This window comes from Pantoea sp. 9140 (genome assembly GCF_000745295.1).
Classification (GTDB): Bacteria; Pseudomonadota; Gammaproteobacteria; order Enterobacterales; family Enterobacteriaceae; genus Pantoea; species Pantoea vagans.
Genome location: NZ_JQNO01000001.1, coordinates 2,163,107 through 2,187,146, shown reverse-complemented (window position 1 = coordinate 2,187,146; position 24,040 = coordinate 2,163,107). Strand labels below are relative to the sequence as shown.

Here is a 24,040-nt window from a genome sequence, read left to right as displayed (position 1 = left end):
CGGCGACTGGCGCCCCTTGTCGGTCGCCTGCAGAGGCGTGTCTGAAACTGCCCAACTGATCAGGCGAACGAAACCCCGCTCAGAGCTCGTTCGCGCAGCGAACAAAACTCCCCGAGCCAGCGGCGATACACCTACCGGAAAGGCGGCTCATTAAACGTCCGCAACTTGCGTGAATGTAACTTGTCACCCTCGGCGCGCAACAGCTCAACCGCATGGATACCAATCTGCAGATGCTCTGAAATCGCCCCTTCATAGAAGCGGTTTGCCTGACCCGGCAGTTTGATCTCGCCATGCAGCGGCTTGTCGGAGACGCACAGCAGCGTGCCGTACGGCACCCGGAAACGATAGCCCTGTGCGGCAATGGTTGCGCTCTCCATATCGACCGCTACCGCGCGGCTCAGGTTAAAGCGCAGGGCCGACGCGGAGTAGCGCAGCTCCCAGTTGCGATCGTCGGTGGTCACCACGGTGCCGGTACGCAGGCGCTGTTTCACCTCTTCGCCTGGCATGCCGCTTACCGATTTGGTGGCGTCATACAGTGCGCGCTGCACTTCGGCAATGCTTGGCACCGGGATGTCTGGCGGAAGCACGCTGTCGAGTACGTGATCGTCACGCAGATAGGCGTGGGCCAGCACATAATCGCCGATGCGCTGGCTCTCGCGCAGACCGCCGCAGTGACCAATCATCAGCCAGGCGTGCGGACGCATCACCGCCAGATGATCGCAGATGGTTTTGGCATTCGATGGGCCGACACCGATATTAATCAGCGTGATGCCGCGACGATTAGGTGAGGTGAGATGCCAGGCAGGCATCTGATGCTTCTTCCACGCCAGATCAGAAAGCATCGACTCGCTGTTGGCGGTGTCGGCCGTCAGCACCACGTCACCCGCACAGGCCAGGCTGTCGTAAGGGGTGTTGGGATCGCGCACCTGCTCAATCGCCCAGCGCACGAACTCATCCACATAACGGGTGTAGTTGGTGAACAGCACAAACGGCTGGAAGTGCTCTACGCTGGTGCCGGTGTAGTGACGCAGGCGGGCCAGCGAAAAGTCGGTGCGCAGCGCGTCGAAGTGCGACAGCGGAAATTTGGCGTCGGCGTGGAACAGACCGTCGGTGGTCTCATCGCCAATCTGTGACAGCTCGGTAGTCGGGAAGTGGCGCGCAATACCGGCGCTCATGGTGCGATCCAGCGACAGATCGGAACCGTCGATCACGTAAGGATAGGGGATCTCCTGGCTGGACGGCACCACGTCGATCTCCAGCTGATACTCCTTCTCCAGCATTGCCAGCTGTTCCGAAATATAGTGGCGCAGTAACGCCGGACGGGTAACGGTGGTGCTGTAACTGCCGGTATGGGTAAAGCGGCCCCAGGCACGCGTGCGGTTCTGCTGCGGACCTTCACCGTGCCAGGTGATGCGCAGCTCCGGGTAAACAAAGAGTCCTTTTTCCCGTTCCGCGGCATCGGGCAGCGTTCCGTTTTCGGTAAACACTTTAATCGCCGCACGCAGCGCATCAACGGCACCATCGTAAAGGCGTTCGAGTTCATCCAGCGCCTGCTGGCTGGTCAGGTTTTTCCGTAGTGTCGGCATGGTTTCTCCTTCCATTTTTTTCCGCAATTTGCCCCAAGCTTAGCGGGTTTGTTGCAGAGATTGGTGAAGAATCTGTGATCGCCTTTTTTTTGCGCTAACGACGCGCGTAATCTGACCAGTGCAGCATTGAGCCGGAACACACATCATTAAAATTCGGTAAGAAAATCTTTATGATCGAAACAGGCGGTGTCGCCGTGTCTGTTGCGCTGCAAATGACAAGGGAGCGACAATGCAGCTAGCGGCATCGTGATGACAGGCGATCGTAACGTCCCGGAAATAATCAGGTTTGCTACAGCGGTCAGCCTGGTGGGGCAGAATCTGCCGAATCTGAACGAAAAAGTTTGTAACCATGATTAATTTGTCCCGGAAAGACTTTGCATATTTCTCTGCCCACTATCATCATTAGATCTCGTCAGTCTCTTCTGATTTGGTAATCCTTTGCAAAATCCCGGCGTAGCAGTGATGCAGGCGATTAAGCGCACGGCGTGGTACCCGAAACGCCGCTCTTATCGCACGCTCTACTGGCGTGAAATATCGCCATTAGCAGTGCCTATCTTCTTCGAGAACGCCTGTGTGCTGTTGATGGGCGTACTGAGCACCTTCCTGGTCAGCTGGCTGGGCAAAGAGGCGATGGCGGGCGTTGGCCTGGCCGACAGCTTCAACATGGTGATCATCTCGTTCTTTGCGGCTATCGATCTCGGCACCACGGTGGTGGTGGCGTTTAGTCTGGCAAAACGCAACGGCAAACGCGCCCGCGCTGCCACGCGTCAGTCACTGGCGATGATGACGATACTCGCTTTTGTGCTGGTGATCGCCATTGAGTTCTGGGGCCATCTTATCGTCGATGCCATCGCCGGTGCCGCCGACCCCAAAGTTAAAGCGCTGGCGCTGAGCTATCTGCAGACCTCTGCCTGGAGCTACCCGGCAGCGGCCATCACACTGATCGGCAGCGGGGCGCTGCGTGGCGCGGGTAACACCAAAATCCCGATGCTGATTAACGGCGGCATGAACATCCTCAACATCATCATCAGTAGCGTGCTGATCTATGGCTGCTTCTCGTGGGACGGTTTAGGGTTTATCGGTGCCGGACTCGGGCTGACTATCACCCGTTATATCGGGGCGATCGCGGTGATTTATGTGCTGATGATCGGCTTTAACGCCTCGCTGAAAATCACGTTGTCGAGCTATTTCCGGCGATGGAACAGCAGCATTCTGATGGAAGTTTTAGGTATAGGTGTGCCTGCCAGTATCGAGTCGGTGCTGTTCAACGGCGGTAAACTGCTGACGCAGGTGTTTGTGGCAGGCATGGGCACCAGTGAGATTGCGGGTAACTTTATCGCCTTCTCGGTCGCCTCGCTGATCAACCTGCCGGGCAACGCGCTGGGTTCCGCATCAACCATCATTACCGGTACCCGTCTGGGCAAAAATCAGGTCTTCCAGGCGGAGCGTCAGGTGCGGCATGTTTTCTGGCTGGCAACGGCCTGCCTGAGCGCGATAGCGCTGCTGACGGTGCCGCTGGCCGGGTTGCTGGCGCGGTTCTATACCAGCGACCCGGAAGTCATCAACGTAACGAAACATCTGCTCTGGCTGAATGCGCTGTTTATGCCGCTCTGGGCCGCATCATGGGTGCTGCCTGCGGGCCTTAAAGGCGCACGCGATGCGCGTTACACCATGTATGTGTCGATGTTCAGCATGTGGTGCGCGCGCGTGGTGGTCGGTTATCTGCTGGGCATCCAGCTTGGCATGGGCGTCACCGGCGTCTGGCTGGGGATGTTCCTTGACTGGACGGTGCGTGGCATCTTCTTCTGGTGGCGACTTAACAGCGGCAAGTGGCTTAACCGCTACTATAAAATGATCGCGAAAACCGGGTAGCAGCATGCATATGCCTTCTCCCTTAACCGGGGGAAGGCGTCACCTCTCAGACCCCGCCTTTAAAATAACATCTCCGTCACATCTCCAGGCTTTCAGGTATAATTTCAGTCAGTTGCACAAAGCCAGTCTCATCAGGCAGGGTTTGCGTAATTCCTGCTGCGCATTGACGCAGACACTACTTATCAAGGTGACCTTATGATCCGTCTGAAAACGGCGCTGGCACTTCTGCCGCTGCTGTGTAGCACCCCGCTGTGGGCGACAACCTTTGTTTATGTGTCGAATGCCGAATCAGGCACGGTATCCCGCTATCAGCTCAGCGAGGCGAATGGCAGCCTGCAATGGCGGCGCGATACGCCCGCCGGGAAAAAGATTATGCCGCTCGCGGCCAGCCCGGATGGTAAACATCTCTATGGTGCGCTGCGCTCGCCGCCTTACGCAATCATCAGCTGGCGCGTCACCCGTCCACACGGTGATCTGCAGAAACTGGCGGTGACGCCGGTTACGGCCAGCTTTCCCTGGATCACTACCGATAAGCGCGGGCGCTACCTGCTGGCCGCCTCCTATGACAGCGATATCGTCACCAGCAACCGGATTGATGACAAAGGCATTGTGACGACCCAGGTTACGGGCGAAGTGAAAACCGGGCCGCATGCCCATTCGGTGATCACCGACGTCAGTAATCATTCGCTCTACGTTGGCAACCTTGGCGCGGATCGGGTGCTGCAATATGCCTTCGCCAGTGACGGGGCCATCACGCCGCTGGGTACGGGATTTGTGCAGGGCGAGAAGAACAGCGGCGCACGGCATTCCGTGATTTCGCCGGACAATCGCTTCCTCTACAACCTCGCGGAGATGAGCGGCACTATAACGCAGTTCAGGCGTGCGGCCGATGGCACGCTGACGCCATTAAAAACCTGGCCCAACGCGGTGGCGAAGAAATATAACCTGCAGCATGGCGAGCAACGTCCGGCGAGCTACAGCGATCCGACGCCGCGCATCTGGGCGGCAGACATTAAAATCACGCCGGATGGGCAATTTATCTATGTGACCGAGCGCACCTCCAGCACCGCCAGCGGTTACCGGGTGGATAAACAGTCGGGTGAGTTAACACTCGTCGGCAGCTGGCCGGTGGAAAAACAGCCGCGCAGTATCGCGATTGATGCACAGGGCAAATGGGTGATCGTCAGCGGCGAGAAGAGCGCAGTGATTGGCAGCTACGCCATCAATCCCTCCAGCGGCGAACTTAAACGCGTCGCTGAAGCGCCAGCTGGTAAAGGTGCGAACTGGGTGACGCTGATAACGCAGTAAATGTTCTGAGCAGCCGGTGTCTGGCGGCGGCTGATGGTGTACCAGGCAAGGCGCGTTATGCCATTTTCGGCATAAGCAGCGCAGAAATTTTTGGTTCTGATCGGGCGCATAAGCGGGTTTACTCAGGGCTTCAACTGATGCGGAGAACCTGAGATGAAACAGAAACTGATAGACTGGTTTGAACAGCTGCTGAGCGGCCCTGTGGCGAGTGAGCGTGTACATGATATTAACGTCGAACTGCTGCTGCCACTGAGCCAGCTGTTTGGACTGGAATATTATCCGGCAGTGCATCGCTACCATGAAAAATAACGGTTGTTGTGTTTTATCCGGTTAAAGGCCCGCTACTTTGCGGGCCTTTTTGCATTCAGGGCAGAGTGTCATTTGAAACCTCATCTCTGATCACGAAGATATCGCCATCACTGCTTTTAAACCTGTTAATACCTGCGTACTGCTATAAGTAACAACAATCCCGCGCGTATAAATATTTATGCATGCAGGACAATACTTTCATTCCCTTAACAGTCAAAAAGAGCGGCATCCTGCGAAAGTTGCAAGACAGCTGTGAATTTGATTTAAGGATTAATTATTTACGGATAATTTCACTTTTTCCGAAATTACATCTTTTTTTCAAGTCCATAAGGAACTTCTGATTGTTAAGGTGGTAGTCTGCACGCCTGTCCTTACACAAAACTTACAATAAGTGCCGTTAATACTTCGATGAAAATGCCTCATACAGGGAAGTGGCTGGTTTTCGGAGCCAGTTTGTTTATCAGTAATCTCATGGCTGCGCCGGTTACGCCCGGTGATCTTGACCTTATTCAGAATCAGCAGCAGCAGCGTCTGCAACAGGATCAGCAGCAGCGCGACGCGTTAACCCAGGCGCATCAGGTTGAGCTGCAAAAAACCGTGCCAGCTCCAGCCAGTGGTCCCTGTTTCGATATCCGCCAGATTATCCTGCAACAGGCGACGTTAATTACGCCAGATAAGCAGGCGAAACTCGTCGCGCCTTATATCAATCAGTGTCTGAGTCTGGCGCGCATTAATCAGCTGGTACGCGAAATATCAGAATGGTACGTCCAGCGCGGCTATATCACCAGCCGGGCCTTCCTGACAGAACAGAACCTGTCTCACGGAATTTTAACGATTACGGTGCTGGAAGGCAGGCTGGAAGAAATTCGGTTGCAGGGTGCCCGTTCACGTCAGTTGAAAATGGCATTCCCGACCGGTGCCGGTCGCATTTTAAATTTACGCGACATTGAACAGGGTATGGAGCAGATAAACCGGCTGCGTACCACGCCGGTTCAGATTGAAATCCTTCCATCCACTAAGCCAGGATATTCCATTGTCAATCTGACCAGCACACCTGAATTCCCGTTGACGCTGGGGCTGAATATGGACAACAGCGGCCAGCGAACGACCGGCACTGGTCAGCTTTCCGCCTCGCTGGTGGGTAATGACCTGCTGGGCATTGCCGATCGCTGGTTTGTCAGCGGTGGTCGCAGCAGTGCGTTCAGCGACTGGCGTGACGCGCAAAATTTCCAGGCGGGCGTCAGCGTGCCTTATGGCTATGGGCTGCTGGATTACAGTTATAGCTGGAGCAATTATCACAGCCGCTTTAACGCCAATAATTTCGACTGGTATAGCAACGGCGATAACATCTCTAACCGCCTGAGCGGCTCATGGGTGCTGTTCCGCAACGGGCAAATCAAAACCGGCGTTCAGCTCGGGCTGAACCATTATGTCAGCCATAACTGGCTGAACCAGACGCTGTTGCAAAGCAGCAGCCGCAAACTAACCAGTCTGCAGATCGGCTTTAACCATACACAAAAAGTCGCGGGCGGGGTGGCCACGCTTAACCCGATGCTGAGTCGCGGGATGCCCTGGTTTGATGCCGAAAGCGACAGCGGTAAAAATGACGATCTCCCCAAAGCGCAATTCCGCAAATGGAGTGTCAGCAGCAGCTATCAGCGGCCGGTGACGCAGAAAATGTGGTGGCTGAGTAGTCTGTACGCCCAGTGGTCGCCCGATCGGCTTTATGGCAGCGAACGTCTGACGATAGGTGGTGAGAACTCGGTTCGCGGTTACAAAGAACAATATCTTTCCGGCGATGTTGGCGGCTACCTGCGCAACGAACTCAACTACACGCTGTTTACCCTGCCCGCCATTGGCGAGGTCAGTACCACGCTGGCGCTGGATGGTGGATGGCTTCAGAGCGACAAACAGGATCGCTACGCCGCTGGCACCTTGTGGGGCAGCTCGCTCGGACTGGGTACCCGAAATGCGCACGTCTCCACTCAGCTGTCGCTGGGCATTCCTGTCAGCTATCCCGATTACCTTGCGCCTGATCGCCTCAGTGTTTATGCGCGTATTGGACTCGTTTTTTAAATAAAGGCCCCGATTATGGATGATCAATTAACGCTTTCACTGCCGCGGCGTCTGCTGAGCTATCTCATCTGCTCACTGATCGCTTTTCAGCCCCTGCTGCCTGCTTTTTCGGCCGCGATTACGCCTGCTACACCGGGTACCCAGGTCGATGCTGCCGGTAATGGCGTGCCGGTTATCAACATCGCGACGCCAAATGCGTCAGGTCTGTCGCACAACCAGTATCAGAATTACAACGTCGGCCAGGAAGGGCTGATCCTGAATAACGCGACCGACCGGTTAACGCAGACGCAACTCGGTGGACTCATCCAGAACAACCCGAATCTGAAAGCGGGGCAGGAAGCCCGGGCAATCATCAACGAAGTGGTTGGGGCCAATCGTTCGCAGCTTCAGGGCTACACCGAAGTGGGGGGTAAAGCGGCCAACGTTATGGTCGCTAACCCTTATGGCATCACCTGTAACGGCTGCGGCTTTATTAATACGCCAAATGTGACGCTGACCACGGGTAAACCTCAGCTTGATGCACAGGGCAATCTGCAGTCGCTGGAAGTGACCAAAGGTGCCATCAGCATTGAGGGTAAAGGGCTGGATGGCAGCCAGGCCGATGCGGTTTCGATCATCGCGCGCGCAACAGAAATCAACGCGGGCATTCATGCCAGGGATCTCAATGTGACGCTGGGCGCAAACCGGGTTGGCGCAGATGGCAGCGTGACACCCATTGCCGGCGAGGGTGCTGCGCCATCGGTCGCCGTCGATACCGGCGCGCTGGGTGGCATGTACGCCAACCGCATCCATCTGGTCTCCAGCGAAAACGGCGTCGGCGTTAATCTCGGTAATCTGAATGCCCGGCAGGGCGATATGGTGCTGGATGCGCAGGGTCGGTTAAGCATTAACAATAGCCTGACCAGCGGCACGCTGACGGCAAAAGGCAGCAGCATCGCCCTGCAGGGAGAACATAAAGCGGGTGGCAATGTTGCGCTGACAGCGCAGCAGGATATTGCTTTAACGGGCGCAAAACTGGGTAGCGACGCGGCGCTCGACCTGAACAGTCAGGGGCAGATAACGCTTAAAGGCAGCAGCCTGACGGCAGGCCAGACTGCCCGTCTCAGCGGCCACGCTCTGGATATTGATAACAGCAGCAGCGGCAATGCGGCAGACGCGATGCAGCTCTCTGCCAGCGCGCAGCTACAGAATAGCGGTCAGATGACAGCTGGAAAGAAACTTGATCTTCAGGCCGCACAGATCATCAACAGTGGCAGCCTGATCAGTCAGGGTGACCTGCAGGTTCGCACCAGCACGCTGCAGCAGCAGGGTATGTTACTGGCTCAGGGTAATAACAGTGTCGTTGCCGGACAGCTCAGCAATGACGGTGAGATCAGCGGCAGCAGCCTGAACATTCAAAGTGGGGCAATCAATAACGGGGGCAGGCTGTTAAGCACTGGCGATGCGCTGATCAGCGCGGACAGCGTGCAGCAGCGCGGCACCCTTTCAGCCAGCAACATTAATCAGCTTAACGTTACCGGCACGCTGAACAACAGCGGTGAAGTGAGCGGCAGCAGTCTGAATATCCACAGTGGATCGCTGCTTAACAGCGGGAATCTGCTGGGCAGTCAGCAGACAGATATTACCTCTGGCATCCTGCAGCAGGATGGAATGCTCTCATCCCAGGGCAGATTGCAGCTGAAAGTCGCCGATCGGTTAAGTAACAGCGGTGAACTGAGCGGAAATAGCCTGGATATAACCAGCGGCACGCTCGACAACAGCGGAAAAATGCTCAGCAGCGGCGATGCCCTGCTCACTGCTAATCGTCTGAATCAGGACGGCACGCTCTCCGCGCAGGGGAATGCAGCGTTTAATATCGCTGACACCTTCAGCAACAGCGGCAATATGGTCAGTCAGCGTCTGCAAATTGATGCCCCGACACTGATTAACAGCGGCGGGATGGTGAGTCATAGCGATGCTGTGATGAACGCCGATACGCTGCAACAAAACGGCTCGCTCACGGCCCGGGGTGACGCGCAGCTGACCGCCCGTGGCTGGCTGGAAAATCAGGGCGCCATCAGTAGTCAGAACGCCCTCATCCTGAACAGCGCGCAGCTGCGCAATACAGGTTCATTAACTGCACCCAATCTGACTCTCACCGCCGGGCAAATCACTAATAGCGGCCTGCTGCAGGGCACTAAGCTGCTCTCCTTCCATACCGGGCAGCTGGATAACCTGGCTGCGGGTACGATCAGCTCTGACAACGACTTTGCCCTCGCGCTGCCACAGCTCAATAACAGCGGATTGATCACCAGCGGCAAAACACTGACTGTCATAGGCGACCAGCTGAACAACAGCGGAGAGATCAACGCTGCCAGCCTGAGCACCACACTCAAAAACTTACATAATCAGCAGGGCGGTAAATTGCTGGCAGATGATCAGCTCCGGTTACAGGGCGATGCGCTGATCAATCAGGGAACGATGGCTGCCGGCACGCTGAACAGTGATGTCAGTCAGATCACTAACAGCGGAACGGTCCAGGGCGACAAGGCATTGTCGTTGCAGGGCAGCGCGTTAACCAACAACGGCACGCTGCTGAGCGCAGGCCAGCTGAGTGTGAAACACCAGACGCTGGACAACAGCGGACTGATACAGGGCAAGCAGCTGACAGTGAAGGCTGACCACTGGCAGAACAGCGGCAATGCCCTGAGTGAGACTGACGCCGATTTGCAGAGCGATACCCTGGTCAATAGTGGCAAAATTCTGGGGCAGCAGGGCATCGCGCTGAAATCTGACCACACCGATAACAGCGGCTGGCTGATTGCACAGGCGCTGACGCTGCGCGGTGACATGATCAACAGCGGCCTGATCCAGGGAAATCAGCAGATTACGTTGCAGGGCAACCAGCTGGACAATCAGCAGGGCGGCCAGTTGCTCAGTGACGGCACGCTGGACGGTGACTTTGTTGCTTTAAATAACCACGGTGCAATGCAGGCCGGGGAGATGACATTTAACGCGGGGACGTTGCAGAACGACGGTACCGTTCTTAGCGGAAAAGCATTCACCGCTGTGATTAACGGTGCGCTGACCAACAGCGGCAGTCTGCTCAGCCAGCAGCAGATGAATCTGCAGGCAGCGGAGATTGATAATCAGGGCACACTGGCGGCGGATAAGCTCAGCCTGCATGCGCCAGTGCTCAGTAATGCCGGTCTGCTACAGGGCAACAGCACCTTAACGCTGGATCATCAGCAGCTGCATAACCTCAATGGCGGGCAGTTGATCGCCGGAGGACCGCTGACGCTGACCTTAGATCAGCTGGATAACGATGGGTTGCTGCAGGTTAACGGTAAACTTGCGGTCAACGGCAACCGTCTCAACAACAGCGGACGCCTGTTGAGTGACAACCTTGATCTTAAGATTAGCGATACGCTGACGAACAGCGGAACGGGTCAGATCGTGACCGGTCAGCAGGCCGATCTGCACGCACAAACACTCAGTAACAGCGGTCAGATTGCAGCACAGCAACTCAGCGCCAGCGGCAATACGCTGGAAAACGGCGGGCTGCTACAGGGCGACGCGCTGCTGGATGTCGGATTTGCTCAGACACTCAATCACAACAATGGGCAATTACTGAGCGGCGATCGGCTGATCGTCAGGGGTGGCAGTGCGACCAATGATGGCAGCTGGCAGGGTCAGCAACTCGACGTCACGCTGGATTCGCTTACCAATCGCGGCAGCATCAATGGCATCAGCGCCTTGCGCGCTGACATCGCCAGCGATCTGATCAACAGTGGCTCGCTGGTCAGTCAGGGAGAAAGCGACCTGAATGCCAGCACGCTGAGCAACAGCGGCAAAATCATGGCGAACCGGCTGGGGTTACAGACCAACAGCCTGAACAACGACGGTCTGTTACAGGGCAATACGGCGCTGACTGCAGAGGCCGATAACATCACCCAATCAGCCGGCGGCAAAACGCTGAGCGGCGGAACACTGACGCTCAATGCAGGCCAGATTAACACTCAGGGGCTGCTACAGGGCGAGCAGGCAACGGTTATTGCGGACAACTGGCTGCATCAGGGATCGCTGCTGGGCAGCAAAGATCTGAACGTCAGCATCAGCAATGAGCTGCATAACACCGGCTCTCTGATGAGTCAGGACAAAGCCCAGGTTGCGGCTGGCACGCTGAACAACAGCGGCTCACTGCTCAGTGAAGGGGCAATGACGCTGAACGGTGCTGCGCTGAATAACAGCGGATCGGTGCAGGGTAAAACCCTGACTATCACACCCGCCAGCGTCATTAATCAGGGCAGCCTGATTGGGTTACAGGCATTAACGTTTGCGGCAATGCCACAGGTGAGCGGGCGAATGCTGCTCAGGGCGCTGGCCGCACCAGCACGTCAGCTGATCAATAATCAGGGCGGATCGCTGTTGACGCAGGGCACGCTGAACATCAACGGCGGTGACGTTGTGAATAACGGCAGCTGGCAGGGTCAGCAGATCCTGCTGAATGCCCGGCAACTGACCAATAATGGCGCGATCCAGAGTGCGGATGCGCTGCAACTGATTCTGGCGGACCGCCTTGATGCGGGCGCGGGCAGCAAGATTTCGGCCAATGGTACGGCGGCGCTACAGGCACTGACGCTGACCAATCAGGGCGAATGGATTGCCAGAAACCTGACGCTGCGCGGTGACACGTTAAACAATAACGGCGCCGTGACCGGTGTCGAGGCGCTGACGGTGGGCCTTAACGGTGCTCTGACCCAGCAGCAGGATAAAACGCTGCTCAGCGCAGGCAGGCTGACGCTTCAGTCATCGTCACTCAGTAATGCCGGACGCGTGCAGGGCGGCGACCTGCAGATCACCAGTGGTGCGGTGGAGAACAACGGGCGCTTACAGGGTGACAACAGCCTGCTGATCAATGCCGGTGGGCGCATCACTAACGGCGGTAACGGCGCCATGCTCACGCAAAACGCCCTGACGCTGACCGCGCCGGAACTGTTTAACTATGGCCTGATTCAGGGCAATGGCAACGGTGTCGCGACGATAACTGGCTTAACGCAAAATGAAGGCCGGTGGCTGTCGGGTGGCGTGCAGACTCTCAATACGCCGCAGTTGAATAACAACGGCTGGTTGCAGGCGTCACAGCTGATTCTCAATGCGACCAATGCCAGCAACAATGGAACGCTGCTGGCCGACGGCCAGGGCACATTTACCGGCAATGGCTTCAGCAACCAGGGCACAGCCCAGGGTGGCAACCTTGAGGTTAATTATCAGCAGGTCAACAACAGCGGCACGCTGCTGGGTAATAACCGGCTAAGTGTGATGGCCGCTCAGGTCGGTCAGCAAGGTAGTGGTCGTCTGTTCAGCGGCGGCGACCTGCTGGTTCACAGCAACGGCTTTGACCAGAGCGGACAGGTGGTGGCGCTGGGTAACGCCACGCTGGAGATCGCGAATGGCTTTACCGGTCGCGATGTGCTGGCTGCGGGCGGGCGACTCACCGTCAGCAGTAATGGCGCGATAGATAACCAGGGCACGATGCAGGGCGGGGCGCTGACGCTGAGTGCAGGCGGCGATCTCACCAATAGTGGTCAGCTCACTACCGGTTCGGGTGACAGTGCCTTAAGCGGCAACCGCATCGCCATGAACGGAAATGGCAGCCTGCAGGGCGGCGGTAATATCAGCCTGAACAGCCGCAGTGACATCACGGTTGATGGTTTTACGGGTACGTTGGGCAATCTGACCCTCAGCGCTCCGGGCAGTATCGTTAACACCGCGCTGCTCTATGCGGGCGGTAATCTCTCGCTGTTTGCTAACAGCATTCGTAACCAGCGTGCCGATATGCTGGCAGGCGGTAGCATGTGGCTTCAGGGCGATGCCGCGGGGAATGCCAACGGCGAGGTAATTAATAACTCCGGCACCATCGAAACGCAGAACGGCGATATCACAATTAATACGGGGCATCTGCTGAATACGCGGGATGGGCTGAGTACATCGCAGACGGACACGACCTCGCCTTCACGGGCAGGTGTGGGCAATGCCACAATCAAAGTTAATGTTAATGAGTTAGCTACGGGTTCTTATGGCTACTATACGGTCACCACTACAACTGAAAGTGGTGGCGGATGTGCTGGTGCTGATGGTGGCTGCTCTGTTCACACCACTACAAAAAGTTACTATGCGCCTTTTCAGTCAGCGTTGATTAAAAAATTTTCCCTTTCCAGTTCAACAATAGATGTCAGTAGCAACGGTGGGGCAGGCCTGGTTTCATCCGGGCGCGACTTGCTGATAAGAGCCAGTAATCTGGACAACAAGGCAAGTAATTTGCTCGCGAACCGAAATATCAGCCTTGGCGGAGATAATTTAAATAATCAGTCGTGGCAGGCCGGTGTACAGAATGACTATGCGGTATATGAATATAAAGGTAATAAGCCTACCGATAATGTGCCAGGTTCCAGCACCGGCCCTTTCAAAGGGACGGGCCAACTGCGTACTGAAAGTAATTTCATTACTTATACCCTTACCGGACACGAAACCACCTTTACACCTGGCCAACTCTACCGCGCCGTTATTCAGGCCGGAGGCAATGTCTCTGCTAACTTCAGCGGCGATATCAGTAATACCAACACCACAGCGAATGCTGGCTGGAGTGGTAATACTCTTTCGGCCCCGGCTTTACGCGGCTTAACCGCTGCAGGCACCGCTGGCGCGCAGTCTCATCAGCCACTGGCAACAGCCGATAAAGCCGCTATCAATACGCCGCAATGGCGCGATCAGCTCCAGAATGCGCTACAGCAGGTCAATGGCGCAGGGGCGCTGGAGAGTGCTTCACCGGGTAGTGCACAGCTCACGCAATATTCTCCGGCGGGTAAAAACAACGCCGCACTGGGTAAAGCCGTCAACCTGACAAATGCTCCTCAGGGTCATGCGTCACTGAATAACTATAAGGCCGCTGAGGTCGATATCAGCGCCTATCCATTACCTTCAGGTGAGAACGGTTACTTTGTCGCGTCGAACAACAATAGCCGCTATCTGATTACCGTTAACCCCAAACTCAATGGTCTGGGCCAGCTGGATCAGAGCCTGTTCGGCGAGCTGAACGCAAAGCTGGGCAAACAGCCTGCTACCACGCCATTACAGGAAACACGTCCTCAGTATACCGATGAGAAGGCTTTCCTCGGCTCCTCATACATGCTCGATCGTCTGAACCTGAAGCCAGATTATGATTATCGTTTTCTCGGCGATGCGGCATTTGATACCCGCTACGTCAGCAATGCGGTATTGAACCAGACCGGCAATCGCTACATCAATGGCCTGGGATCCGATCTTGCCCAGATGCGCTATCTGATGGACAACGCTGCAGCGGCGCAGCAGTCGCTGGGCCTGGAGTTTGGTGTTTCACTCTCCGCTGAGCAACTCGCCTCTTTAGACAAGAGCATGGTCTGGTGGGAAGCCACCACGATCAACGGTGAAACGGTGATGGTGCCGAAGCTCTATCTGTCGACAAAAGATGTGGAAATGCGCGATGGCAGCGTGATTGCCGGGAACAACGTGACGCTGAACGGCGGGAACGTCACCAACACCGGCAGTAGCGTGATGGCCAAAAACGATCTGACCATCGACAGCCAGAATACGCTCAGTAACCTCAAAGCTGGTCTGCTCCATGCAGGTGGCGATATGCAACTTAGCGCGTTGAACGATATCAACAACGTCAGCGCGACTATTAGCGGTAAAAAGGTGGCACTGGAGAGTGTTAACGGTGACATCAACAACCTGACTACGTCGCAGCTCTGGCATCTGGATGCAGACAACGGTAAGGGTGCGAAGAAATCCTATACCGAAACCCTGAGCGGGCCAATGGCGAGCATCACGTCACTGGATTCACTGAGCCTCAAGGCGGGCAACGATATTGCGGTCACTGGCGCGAACCTCAAAGCGGGTAGCGATCTGCTGCTGAACGCCTGGAATGATATTGCCATCACCGGCAATCAGAACGTCACTGGCAGCGCGCAGTCCGGTTCCGGAAATCGCTGGCAAAAAGTTGATGCGACCAGCACTAAGACCGTCCATACCGTCGGCAGCCAGATTGCCGCAGGCGGCAATCTGGCGATGCAGGCGGGCCACGATCTGACGGTTACCGCCAGCAGCATCAACGCCGGCAAAAACGCGGCGCTGGCAGCCGGTAACGATCTTAATCTCAACAGCGCGACGACCAGCCAGAGTGATGTGAAGGGCAAACGTGAAACCCATTCAACCGGTCTGGATCGCACGACGCTGACCAGCGGCGGCGATTTAGCCCTTCAGGCCGGACGCGATCTTAATAGCCAGGCGGCAGGTATTGCCGCAGACAAAGATGTCACCTTACAGGCAGGGCGTGACGTCAATCTGCTGGCGGCTGAAACCGGATCTGGCAATAGCTACAAATCCGGCAAGAAGGTTGAGATTAATGAGTCGGTACGCCAGCAGGGCACTGAAATTGCCAGCGGTGGGAGTACGACGGTTAAAGCGGGTAGGGATATGGTCGCGGAAGCGGCGAGAGTGGATGCGCGAGGCGATCTTGCTGTTCAGGCAGGACGCGACGTGGCTATCACTACGGCAACCGAAAGCGATTATCACTACGACGAAGATACAAAAGTTAAGAAAAAGCTCTTCTCTAAAAAAACCACACACACAGTTCATGAAAACTCAGCCACAACTGAACAGTCTTCGGCGTTAAGTGGAAACAATGTCGCGATCGTCGCCGGACGTGATGTGACTGTGACGGGTTCCAGCGTAGTAGGCGATAACAACGTTGCGCTGAAGGCAGGACGTGATCTTGCCATCACCGCGGCCACTGAAGAGGAGCATAGCTATAGCCTCAAAGAGACCAAAAAGAGCGGCATGATGAGCGGCGGGAGTATAGGCGTGACCTTCGGTAGCGCTTCTACTCGTCAGCAGCTTAATCGCGACGGCACTACCCAAAGCCAGAGCGCCAGCGCCGTAGGCAGCACTGGCGGTAGCGTCACGCTGATCGCCGGTAATAATGCCCACATCAGCGGCTCAGATGTCATCGCTAAAAAAGATATCAGCGTGGTTGGCGGCTCCGTTGATATTGATACGGGCAATGATCTTGTCAGTCGTCGTCAGGTGTATGAGCAGAAGAAAAGTGGCTTAACCCTTCAGCTTACCAGCCCAATTACCGACGCCTTATTAAGCCTTGGAGAACAGGCAAAGTCTGCCAGCGAGGCGGGCGACGGTCGGCTTAAAGCCCTGGGTGCGGTAAAAGCACTGGAAAGTGGCTGGGCGATGTCGGGCGGAAAAGCCATGCAGTCTGGTCAGGCGCTGGCAAACGGCAATATGAACCAGGCAGGGATTAAAATTGAGCTCAGCGTCGGCGCGAGTAAGAGTAAATCCTCATCGGAATATAATGCCAATGCTGTAAAAGGTAGTTCACTCAATGGCGGCGGCAACATTGCCGTGGTGGCGACCGGCGCTAACGGCAGCAGCGGTGATATTACACTCTCGGGCAGCGGCATTACCGGCAAAAATGTCACGCTTGCTGCGGCGCACGATCTCAACCTCACGGCGGCAACCAATAACACTGAACAGAAGAGCAGCAATAAAGCGTCTGGCTGGAGTGGCGGCATTCATGTCGCAATAGGTAAAGATACAGGCATTGGTGTGCAGGCCAGTGGTTTTATGGCCAGCGGCAAGGAGAACGGCAAAACCACCGATTACGTGAACAGCCGGGTGAACGCCAGCAATGACCTCACCCTGAGCAGCGGCAACGATACCGTGCTGTCTGGCGCGCAGGCACTGGGTAACCGGATTGTTGCTGATGTTGGTCATGACCTCACAATGACCAGCCTGCAGGATACCGATGATTATCAAAGCAAACAGCAAAGTGCCAGCGGTGGATTCAGCTTCACGTTCGGCAGCATGACCGGCTCCGCTGGCCTCAGTCTGAGCCAGAGCAAAGTGAACAGTGAGTACGCCAGCGTCGGCGATCAGAGCGGCCTGTTTGCAGGGAATGGCGGCTATGACATCTATGTTGGCAACCACACCCAGCTGAATGGCGCGGTCATCGCCTCAACGGCGCAGTCCGCGAACAATGCGCTCTCCACCGGTACGCTGGGCTGGTCTGACATCGACAACCACGCTTCTTACAAAGCCAGCAGCTCATCGATCAGCATGAGTGGTGGCTATGAACAAAAGCAAATGTCAGGCGGCGCGATACCCACTTCTGCAAATACTCATGGCAGTGCATCCGGCACCACCCGTTCAGCCGTGGCGGACGGCGCCATCACTGTACGTAATGGTCAGGCTCAGACACAGAACGTCGCGGACCTGAGCAGAGATACCGACAACGCCAACGGCCATATTGACAAGATATTCGACAAAGATAAGGTCTCACGCAAGCTTGAGTTCGCTCAGGGAATCCAGGAGCTGGGCCAGCGTGTGGCAGGCGATATCAGCAGCTACAAAATGCAGGCTGCTGAAAAAGAGACCTTAGAACGGTTGCTAAAAGCGAACCCGCAAAATGCCACTTTATCCAGGGCGGCATTAAACGATCTGATTGTAAAAGATGAGGGTTATAAGGCGGTTGCAGAAAAGTGGGGCACAGGCGGCAGCTATTCCATGGCGGCAGCAGCGGTGACCGGCGTGCTGGGCGGCCTTGGCGCAAGCAACCTGGGCGCAGCCGCAGCAGGTGGGATGGCACCGTATATCGCCAATAAAATCAAGCACGCTACCAGCACATTTGTTAACGGACAGGAGCAGACTAACGTCCTGGCTAACACCATGGCGCACGCGGTCGCAGGTGCAGTGCTGGCTCAGCTGGCAGGAAACAGCGCAACAGCGGGTGCTGCGGGGGCGGCAGGTGGTGAGCTGATGGCCAGAGCTATCCTCAGCTCGATGTACCCCGGCAAGCAGGCCAGCGAACTGACGCAGGATCAGAAGCAGATTGTTAGCGCGCTCGGCCAGTTGGCCGCACAGTTGTCTGCGGGTCTAGCATCCGGTTCTGTTGAGGGTGGCATTCAGGGGGCGGTTGCCGGTAAGAATGCGGTTGAGAATAATGCTTTGGGGGGCAAACCCGGACATGATGAAGATGAGCGGAAACAGGAGCGTGGGGATCGTTCATTAAAAATCATACCGATAAATCCGATGACTCCTGGGATTATTAACGCGGATGGAGAAGCTCAGACAAATGGAATGTCCAAAACTTCAGTTCCTAAGATACCGCCAAAATTGCAAGAGTTTACGAACCCAGCCCAAGGGCCAGTCATTCCTCAGGGTTGGATAAGCAAGCCTGGGAGAACATCCGGAAGTACTATATATTATCCACCAAATACGAATCCTGGTAGTCCTAATAGTTCGTATATAAGAGTTATGCCTCCAGGAGCAACGCCTGTTCCGGGACTAGAAAATGGATATTGGATATCCGTTAAGAATGGTCAGCCAACAAATCCAGCTACAGGAGGTACTGGTACTCGAGGAGAAACACATGTACCACTCCCTGCAAATACGATGCCACCAAAAAGGTAAGGTTAAATGATTACTGAGAATGAACTCCATGAATTTGAGGGGGCGATATTTACTGGGGTTACCGTTGGAATAGGATCGTTGGTTTTGCTGTTCTCATCAGGAACACATATACTCATCCAGTGTCCCTTTAGATGTGAGAAAAAAAACTCATTTCATGTAGGGCATGGCGAGGATATATCAACAAGTAATCTCCTGTTTTCATATCTTAATCAAAGGGTTGAGTTATGCTCTTTGCTAGATGGTGAAATATTGAAATTGTTCTTTGGTAACGAGAGCAATATATATATCGTTCCTGAAAACAACGGCTTTGAATCTTATGTAATCACTACAAGCCAAGGTGATTATCCTGTAATCGCTTACTGATTGAAATCCCGGCCATCAAACCGGGATTTTACTTTTATGAGTCAGTAACCCTTCAGTCGTCAGGCGGATGATCAACTGCCCAGGCCCGGTGATCACCTCGATCTTCTGCCCGGTCGTAAATCCCAGTGCTTCCAGCCAGCGGCCTTTAGTGGTCAGTTGTGGCAGCGGGTTCGGCTGCATTTAACAATACTACACCTGGCGGCCAGTTAGGCGGGGACATTTTTGATAACTCGACTAACATCCTGCCTTCAGTACAGGGTCGAATGTGGCGAGAAGCTGATATAGGGTTAAATAATACTTTGTCGAGAGGCAACCAGCCAAGCACAAGATTGTTATACTCAAATGATGGTTTGCTTAATATTACGACTGACCACTATGGCACTGCGACTTCAATTGGTAAGTGGAAGTGAGTATGAATGAAATAATTTTAGATGGTTCAGAAATAAAAAATGAGCAGGACTTCCATAAGTTTATGTCTAAGTTATTAGATTTTGGCCCTTATTATGGAACTAATCTTGAGGCTCTTAGAGATCGTCTAAGTAATGACGTGGAAAGGCCAGTAACAATAATATGGATAAACTCTGAGCAATCTAAACAATATCTTGGTGAATGCTTTCATAGAATTGTTCAGATCTTCGAGAAATCAAAACAACAAGATATCAAATTTAATTGGTCTGAGAGATTTTATTATATCTTAAAGTAATTATAATGCCGGTCAGTTGGCTGGGTTCTTGGCTACTAAGCCATAAAATTCTCATCTTTCCAGCATCAAAACTGAGCTCATCAGGTGCGATGGTGAGCTCAAATTGGTCGCATTAGTGACGGGAGAGTCTGGATGGCGCGTGTCGCTGTGCTTCTTAATGGAACTTCATATAAAAAGTAGAATCCTATGTTCGAGGCAGGAGACTTCGTTTATTATCTGCGAGTTGTGTTCCAGCTCTACCTGTTGTCGTCCAACGTTAACCGACGTATTCTTACTTCTGCGCCTGCAAAATCAGGCTACGGAATTGGAACTCCGGTTAAGCATACTGGCGACAATTTTTTATTGTCGTACGTCTCGCTTCACCTCAATGGTGGGCTGGGCGAGGGCACCTTAGGGTGCGCCGGTTCAGTGTGCCCGGTAGTTCCAACCTCGTTCAGTCTGCCACCCATGAGATTGGAACCTCAGGTGGCGATTCAGATGCATACTGGAGACTTCCCTATGAACGCGAACCTCGATCAACGCCATTTCTCAATTAAAAGCGTACCATCTAAAACACAACGTCGCTATACCATCGGCTATCAGCCTAAACGTGGTGATTGCACTACACCTGCAATACATCTGAGCGGGAAATGGCTGCGCGAAGCAGGATTTGATACCGGAACCGTTATTACGGTGAAGATTGAGCAGGGTTGTCTTTTGTTGATTCCGGAAAGTGTTCAAATGTAATTTTCTAATGCAGGTAAATGGCTCACATAATGTGAGTTGATTCAGTCAGTGATTGTGATAACACCTGTCTGGTGAATTCACCTGGCAAGCTAAATGCAGGTGATCCTAAAGTTGAATCTTGATATTTGCTATAGGGTCATCTGAATAATTTCTATCAACGTTGAAAAGAGCTTGCCAAAAATTGACTTAATTAATCCTGACTAACCCAAAAGATAAAAGCCCAATACTTAAGTAGCAGGCTTTTATCTTCCAATTGCATCATATTCAGTGCATCAACTGACTGACCAGCCCGGTGAGATCGGCTTTTTTATCAATCACGCCCGCTGAAGATGCCTTATCCACCAGCTGTGGCAGATATTTGACCAGCAGATTCAGTGCATCGCTGGTGTTGATCCCCATCCGTGCAGCCAGTTGCTCAATGGCCTCAGAGTTAATCATCTTCTGCACCAGATCGCTGCTCAGGGCAACGTTCTGCTGATCGCTCAGCCAGGAGTTAACCACTTCACTGTACTCGCCGCTCTGAAGATGACTTACGATAGTGTGTAAACCGCCTTGCTGCTCCACCCACTCCAGCACACCTTTCACTTCCTGACTGGTCTGAGTATTCAGGCCGCACATCGCCAGCACCGTTTCCAGTAAACTCATTTTATTTCCCCTAAATAGTAAGCGCTTAAGACTGTTTACATGCTCTGATTTTATGAATAACAAACAGCACAATAATTGAACCAAGGGTTGCAATCGCAATGCTGTAAATATTGAAACCACTGACCTTGCCAAAGCCCAGAGCCGTACTGGCCACACCGCCAATCAGCGCACCGATAATACCCAGAATTATGGTCATGAAAATGCCCATATGTTCTTTACCTGGCATAATACATCTGGCGATAATACCGGCGAGCAAACCAAATACAACCCATGACATTATACCCATCAATTAACATCCTTCTTTTTATATAAATTACTGCACGTTTAGCAGTGGTTTAATCCACGAAATAAAAGCAGGTGTATCGTACGCCGCGTAGTATTTGTCTGGCAATCCTGTTTTTTTAATTAAACTAAACGTATCGGAAACGATAGGGGAGTAATTATGAGCATTCTGGATAATATTAAAAATATTGGCGATGAGTTGTTACATAGCGTTGATAAAAATGTTGAGAATAAGACCGATGCCTCAGCAGCAGGTGTCCGCACTTATACGGTCAAATCCGGGGACACGCTCAGCGCAATCGCTAAGCAGTTATATAATGACGCATCAAAATATATGAAAATCTTTGAGGCGAATAAAAACATCCTTAGCAACCCGGATAATATTGCGCCGGGTCAGGTACTGACTATTCCCGAGTAATCGTTAGCCGAGGAGACAAGCCAGCCAGAGCAGGGATTGCCCGGCTGGTTTTTTGCAGTTATGGCCGCCGGACTCATCAGGAATGTGCGGGTAACTGCAGGCGGGTCCAGATGGTAATCAGAAAGGAGGAGAAAATTGGCAATACTGAAAAGCAAAAAGCCCGCTCAGGTTTCCCTGAGCGGGCTTTTCTAAATTCTGGCTCCTCTGACTGGACTCGAACCAGTGACATACGGATTAACAGTCCGCCGTTCTACCGACTGAACTACAGAGGAATCGTTTGAACGAGGCGAATATTAGCGGCGTCGCACTGAGGTGTCAACAGCAAAAAATACATTATCATTCAACTGGCTAGCTTTAGCGCAATGCGATCGGGATTTAAGCAGTTTGAGCCGTGTCAGAAGCTATCCGGCTCAGGGGATCCTGCTGGTAGAACTGGCGCAGATGCTGATACATAGCGGGAAAGCGTTCGGCCAGCAGAACCGGAGCCGTAAAGAAATATTCAGAGAGTACGGCGAAGCACTCCGCCGGATCGCTGGCCGCGTAGGGATCGATAGTCGCAGCCTGTTCGCCTGTCAGTTCCACTTCACTTTCAATCTCTGCCATCGCGGCTCGCAAATCCTTTTCCCACTGGGCTACGTCACGCAGCGGCATGACTGGAACGCCGCTGGTATAACCGCTGCCGCGCGCATCCAGTTTGTGTGCCACCTCATGGATCACCAGATTAAAGCCGGAGAGATCGAAAGAGTCCTGAATATCAAGCCAGTTGAGGACGACCGGTCCCTGGGTCCAGCTCTGTCCGGCGTGAACGGCAGGCGCGCTGTGAACCAGCCCATCTTCATCCTGCCACTGATCGTCAACCTCAAACGGTTCGGGATAGATCAGCACCTCATGAAAACCGTCCAGCCACTCCAGACCCAGCTTCAGCACTGGCAGAGAGAAGAGCAGGGCGATCCGCACGCTGCGCAGTTCATCCAGCTGAACGCCCCCGAGAGGCACCAGTTTTTTCTGTTGCAGAAAGCGCTTTGCCAGCTCCACCAGCGCCTGCTGTTCAGACTCATCCAGCGGGCTGAAGACAGGCTGTGAAAGCGCCTGTTGCCACGGCAGTGCCGCCAGCATGGTGTCGTTATGCGTTTTCCAGGGCCATTTAAACATCGCAACTCCTGCACAGAACCGGGCTATGTCATTATCCTGACGCGGCAGACATAAAAATGCCAGCATCGAATGCTGGCATCTTCTGTCTGACTTCAGGGCTGAAGGCTGTCTATTCAACCCGTTAGCGCGGCCGTTGTCTGTGATTCAACCCGCAAAGCGCAGGGTTGAGGCATTACCTGCGTTCAACGCGCTGAAATTCAATGACCCAGACCCAGGGATTCACTTCCCAGCTGGTCGCGCCGTACTGTTTTTCCCAGGCTTTGCGATACGCCTCTTTAGGTGACTCAGAATTAACGTTCATGGTGAAGAAGTTATTAAGGAAGTGCGAGTCGGTCTGTACGCCCTCCGCCATAATGTCATCTTCACTGATATCCTGAATCTTTTCCGCACGTACGCCGGTAATTTCCAGGTTGATACGACTGGCCCAGCGCGGCATGTGGATGGCGGTCTGCCAGCCAAACTCCTCGGCTTCCGGGGTGCTCATCGCATGCTGACCCAGCTCATTACTGTCGGCACGATACTGGCAATATTCCGGCAGGCGAAACGGCGTCGGGTCACGTTCATATTCGGCCAGATCGCTTTCTGGCACCATCGGGCCGCGCCAGGTTTCACGCACCCAGAGGATGTCGCCCGATTTGCCGTAGGGACACTGATAGCTGATGTCGGTCATCGACATCATCTTGTAGCCATGCAGATGGTTAGCACTCACGTCGAAAGCATGAACGCCTTCGTGATGATCCTGTCCCGGCCCGAAAGCCTGAGTTTTCATAATGCGCCGGGTTTGTGTTTGCTGGCCAACCAACAGGGCACGAACACGCTGTTCGGAAAAAAGAATCGGCCGTTCTTTCATGGATTACCTCTTTTTATTAGTAGAACCCGGTTACTGCTGTAAACGTCCATTTGCTTCACATCTGAGAGTTATCATAAAAGCTTTAAATCATTTTGCTTAATAATTTGTCGCCTGACAGTCACTTTAAAATTGTCACGTTGGGTGTTAAAAACCAGCAAAATGCAAAAAGCGCACCAAAGCTTATCACGCAATCAGCAGAACGCGACGAACAGCCCGGATACAGTACGTTATAACAATAAAAATAGGAACCT

At 53.9% G+C, this 24,040-nt stretch carries 14 protein-coding genes, 1 tRNA gene and 2 pseudogenes; 10 read left to right on the top strand and 7 right to left on the bottom strand.

The window, feature by feature from the left end:
- Window positions 1–131: 131 nt before the first annotated feature.
- Entirely contained in the window at window positions 132–1,586 is a 1,455-nt protein-coding gene (locus tag FA92_RS10325) for an AMP nucleosidase (protein WP_033783426.1), read from the bottom strand.
- Between the two features lie 462 nt (window positions 1,587–2,048).
- Here FA92_RS10325 and FA92_RS10320 point away from each other — a divergent pair, with 462 nt between their 5' ends.
- The 6 genes from FA92_RS10320 (at window position 2,049) to FA92_RS10300 (ending at window position 19,013) form a co-directional block, all read left to right on the top strand.
- Window positions 2,049–3,458 carry an EmmdR/YeeO family multidrug/toxin efflux MATE transporter gene (locus FA92_RS10320; RefSeq protein ID WP_013358314.1) on the top strand — a complete coding sequence of 470 codons (1,410 nt, stop codon included), beginning with the start codon at window positions 2,049–2,051 and terminating at the stop codon, window positions 3,456–3,458.
- A 195-nt stretch (window positions 3,459–3,653) separates the two neighbouring features.
- Window positions 3,654–4,766 carry a beta-propeller fold lactonase family protein gene (locus FA92_RS10315; RefSeq protein ID WP_033783424.1) on the top strand — a complete coding sequence of 371 codons (1,113 nt, stop codon included), beginning with the start codon at window positions 3,654–3,656 and terminating at the stop codon, window positions 4,764–4,766.
- A 153-nt stretch (window positions 4,767–4,919) separates the two neighbouring features.
- Window positions 4,920–5,075, top strand: a complete 156-nt coding sequence (locus FA92_RS23450; protein WP_197061498.1) for a hypothetical protein — start codon at window positions 4,920–4,922, stop codon at window positions 5,073–5,075.
- Window positions 5,076–5,483: 408 nt separating this feature from the next.
- Window positions 5,484–7,151, top strand: a complete 1,668-nt coding sequence (locus FA92_RS10310; RefSeq protein WP_033783420.1) for a ShlB/FhaC/HecB family hemolysin secretion/activation protein — start codon at window positions 5,484–5,486, stop codon at window positions 7,149–7,151.
- Between the two features lie 15 nt (window positions 7,152–7,166).
- Entirely contained in the window at window positions 7,167–18,650 is an 11,484-nt protein-coding gene (locus FA92_RS10305) for a hemagglutinin repeat-containing protein (protein WP_081917136.1), read from the top strand.
- Window positions 18,651–18,656: 6 nt separating this feature from the next.
- Complete coding sequence (locus tag FA92_RS10300) at window positions 18,657–19,013, top strand: hypothetical protein (RefSeq protein WP_033783417.1); 357 nt, start codon at window positions 18,657–18,659, stop codon at window positions 19,011–19,013.
- A 15-nt stretch (window positions 19,014–19,028) separates the two neighbouring features.
- Here the strand turns inward: FA92_RS10300 and FA92_RS22615 are convergent.
- Window positions 19,029–19,190 (bottom strand): annotated as a pseudogene (locus tag FA92_RS22615) (SymE family type I addiction module toxin); the annotation flags it as partial.
- Here FA92_RS22615 and FA92_RS22610 point away from each other — a divergent pair.
- The 3 genes from FA92_RS22610 to FA92_RS23595 all read left to right on the top strand — a co-directional run bounded on the left by FA92_RS22610 (window position 19,172) and on the right by FA92_RS23595 (window position 20,442).
- Window positions 19,172–19,423 carry a ribonuclease domain-containing protein gene (locus tag FA92_RS22610; RefSeq protein ID WP_081917183.1) on the top strand — a complete coding sequence of 84 codons (252 nt, stop codon included), beginning with the start codon at window positions 19,172–19,174 and terminating at the stop codon, window positions 19,421–19,423. The pseudogene FA92_RS22615 and the gene FA92_RS22610 overlap by 19 nt on opposite strands.
- A 2-nt stretch (window positions 19,424–19,425) precedes the next feature.
- Window positions 19,426–19,716, top strand: coding sequence for a barstar family protein (locus FA92_RS10295; RefSeq protein WP_033783416.1), 291 nt, complete (start codon window positions 19,426–19,428; stop codon window positions 19,714–19,716).
- A 186-nt stretch (window positions 19,717–19,902) separates the two neighbouring features.
- Window positions 19,903–20,442 (top strand): SymE family type I addiction module toxin, encoded by a 540-nt coding sequence (locus tag FA92_RS23595; protein WP_234366547.1) that lies wholly within the window; start codon window positions 19,903–19,905, stop codon window positions 20,440–20,442.
- A gap of 264 nt (window positions 20,443–20,706) precedes the next feature.
- Here the strand turns inward: FA92_RS23595 and FA92_RS10285 are convergent, their stop codons facing one another.
- Together FA92_RS10285 and FA92_RS10280 are read right to left on the bottom strand one after the other, a co-directional pair.
- Window positions 20,707–21,087 (bottom strand): YidB family protein, encoded by a 381-nt coding sequence (locus FA92_RS10285; protein WP_033783414.1) that lies wholly within the window; start codon window positions 21,085–21,087, stop codon window positions 20,707–20,709.
- A gap of 25 nt (window positions 21,088–21,112) precedes the next feature.
- Window positions 21,113–21,373, bottom strand: a complete 261-nt coding sequence (locus FA92_RS10280) for a GlsB/YeaQ/YmgE family stress response membrane protein (RefSeq protein ID WP_033783412.1) — start codon at window positions 21,371–21,373, stop codon at window positions 21,113–21,115.
- 204 nt (window positions 21,374–21,577) lie between these two features.
- Between FA92_RS10280 and FA92_RS10275 the strand changes: the two are divergent.
- Window positions 21,578–21,787 (top strand): annotated as a pseudogene (locus FA92_RS10275) (LysM peptidoglycan-binding domain-containing protein); the annotation flags it as partial.
- A gap of 196 nt (window positions 21,788–21,983) precedes the next feature.
- Here FA92_RS10275 and FA92_RS10270 read toward each other — a convergent pair.
- The 3 genes from FA92_RS10270 to FA92_RS10260 form a co-directional block, all read right to left on the bottom strand.
- Window positions 21,984–22,059: transfer RNA gene (locus tag FA92_RS10270), tRNA-Asn, on the bottom strand.
- A gap of 103 nt (window positions 22,060–22,162) precedes the next feature.
- Window positions 22,163–22,939, bottom strand: a complete 777-nt coding sequence (gene mtfA, locus FA92_RS10265; protein ID WP_197061497.1) for a DgsA anti-repressor MtfA — start codon at window positions 22,937–22,939, stop codon at window positions 22,163–22,165.
- Window positions 22,940–23,111: 172 nt separating this feature from the next.
- A complete protein-coding gene (locus tag FA92_RS10260) occupies window positions 23,112–23,789 on the bottom strand; it encodes a hypothetical protein (protein WP_033783409.1) in 678 nt (225 codons plus the stop codon).
- Window positions 23,790–24,040: the final 251 nt, after the last annotated feature.